Source organism: Neisseria sp. P0021.S005 (assembly GCF_051956955.1).
Genome location: NZ_JBQCWY010000621.1, coordinates 1 through 1,815 on the forward strand (window position 1 = coordinate 1; position 1,815 = coordinate 1,815).

Consider the following 1,815-nt stretch of genomic DNA (forward strand, 5'->3'; position numbering starts at 1 on the left):
TTCTTTAATGATCTCGCGGATGATCACTTGAGGCTCTTGTTTAGGTGTAGGTGCTGGAGGAGGACATACAGCATCTTTAGGGAATACTGGATTCCAGAAGAAGCTGCGTGCAAATTTGTCTTTGTCGTAGATCACTTTGTATTGGCAAGTAGTGATGCCTTCAACACCGGAAGTGTTTTCAGGGTCAACGCCTACGCCTGGGGTGTAGAAGTGGAACAGGTAGTCCCATTCACGCACGCCAACCATGCCTTCGTCGTAGTGAGGACGGCCGAGGATTTTGTAGATGTCGTCTTTGGTCAGGCCAGGACGCATTTGATCCAGCTCGTCAAAAGTCGGGAATGTACCGCGGTCTTTGTTGAAGGTCAGGGAGTAAGGTTTAGGGAAGCGTGGCTCGTCTGTAGTGCCTTCAGGAGTGATTTTGCTCTTAGTAGCACAGGCGGCCAGCAGGCCGGTAGCCAGCAGGACGAAGCCTACTTTTGCGATTTTTTTCATTTGATAATCCTTTTATTGATTTTACCGGCCGAACTTTTCAGACGGCCTGTTAGTGCCGGCAGCGAGTTTGCCGGTTTACCCAAATAATGTTGTGCTTCTTAAAGATGTACCCGACGGTTTGACAAACAGAACATTGGCACATTCCGGCAGGGCATTACGCCTCATCTCCGTTGTATCCGCCTGAATCGGCAGAACCGTTCAGACGGCCTGACTGACATTTATTGTCACTTTGTAACAATTTCACTTCGAGTAAGGCTTGGGGTTTAGAGATGTCCGGTTTTCGATAAATCAGGTTGTATTGCGTAATACCTTGTTATCTTTGTGCTTTAGTTCTTTTTGGCATTTGCCGGAGATTAGGTACTTAATCTTTCGGGTGTTATCCCTGCAAATTGTATGCCAGTTTTCTTTTATACGCATAATCTGAGTATGCCAAAATGTTGGCTTTATACAACATTCATATTAACGAACCAGAAACGGATTGTACCTTTTCTCATGCCCGATACTGGTCATACGGCCGTGTCCGGCTATAACTTGCGTGGTTTCGGGCAGGGTTAATAGTTTAGCGCAGATATTGTTTATGAGGTCATCATGATTGCCGCGTGGAAAATCTGTGCGACCGACAGTCTCATAAAATAAAACATCGCCTGCGACTAAAAGTTCATTTTCGGCGTTGTAAAAAACGACTTGGCCGGGAGTGTGGCCGGGAATGTGGAGGACTTGGAAGCTGTGATTGCCGACCTTGAGCGCTTCTCCTTCTTCCAACCAGCGTGTCGGCGTGAATGACGGAGAAACGGGGAAGCCGTATTGCGCCGTCGTTTGCGGAAGGGCTTGGAGCAGGAATTCGTCGTCTTTGTGCGGGCCGAGAACGGGTACGTCGCAGGTTTTCAAAAGTTCAACCACGCCGCCTGCGTGGTCAAGATGGCCGTGGGTCAGCCAAATGGCCGTCAGCTTGAGGCCTTTGTTTTGGACTTGTTGCAATAAATAGGGAACGTCGCCGCCGACATCGGTCAAAACGGCTTCTTTAGTTTCGTCATCCCAAATCAGCGTGCAGTTTTGACGGAAAGGGGTAACGGCGTTGATTTCAAATTGGAGTGCCATGGGTGTTCCTGGGAAAGGCTTATTTAATGTTGTTTACGTTTCAGACGGTCTTTTGTTATTATGCACATATAATAAAAAGCAAGTCTGGAAAAGTGTCTTATGAATAATGTAATGCGAACCATGATACCGATTTTTGCGGCTTCTTTCATCTCTGCGGCGTTTGGTGCAGATTTGTTGTTGGCGCAGGAATATAAAAATCAAGATATTGCCGGTTGGGCCATGAGT

General features: G+C 47.3%; 2 protein-coding genes and 1 pseudogene. 1 reads left to right on the plus strand and 2 read right to left on the minus strand.

Annotation, left to right across the window (positions count from 1 at the left end):
- On the minus strand, positions 1 to 492 hold a 492-nt coding region (locus ACTHUE_RS17575; RefSeq protein WP_440424070.1), incomplete at its 3' end, for an outer membrane protein assembly factor BamE.
- A gap of 459 nt (positions 493 to 951) precedes the next feature.
- A complete protein-coding gene (locus ACTHUE_RS17580; RefSeq protein ID WP_107792176.1) occupies positions 952 to 1,590 on the minus strand; it encodes an MBL fold metallo-hydrolase in 639 nt (212 codons plus the stop codon).
- Between the two features lie 111 nt (positions 1,591 to 1,701).
- Here ACTHUE_RS17580 and ACTHUE_RS17585 point away from each other — a divergent pair.
- Positions 1,702 to 1,815: pseudogene (locus ACTHUE_RS17585) on the plus strand (DNA ligase); the annotation flags it as partial.

Excerpts from the sequence above, each read along its gene's own strand:
- ACTHUE_RS17580 (WP_107792176.1), bottom strand. The coding sequence starts at position 1,590 with ATGGCACTCCAATTTGAAATCAACGCCGTTACCCCTTTCCGTCAAAAC.